Here is a 251-nt window from a genome sequence, read left to right as displayed (position 1 = left end):
CCACCGGCAAGCACGATGTCGTTCGTGCGGCGATGCGAGCGCAAGGATGGCTGCCTGGCTGCGATGTTAATGTCTTCAGCGACGGAGAAATTGGGCTGCAAAGTATCGTGCTCAGCGCGACACGCCAGCCCGTAACGCATATTCTTGACTGGTTTCATCTGTCGATGCGGCTCCGGCACATCGAACAGGCCTGGGAAGGAATCAAGCATGTCCACGATGAACATCTACCTTTGGGACGTCGCGGTTCAAGT

Annotated in this window: 1 pseudogene; it reads left to right on the top strand. The window is 56.6% G+C overall.

From position 1 onward, the window contains the following. A pseudogene (locus ACWGTI_RS32980) lies at positions 1-251 on the top strand (hypothetical protein); the annotation flags it as partial.

This window comes from Mesorhizobium sp. ArgA1 (genome assembly GCF_053714375.1).
This window is presented reverse-complemented; position numbering and strand designations above follow the sequence as displayed.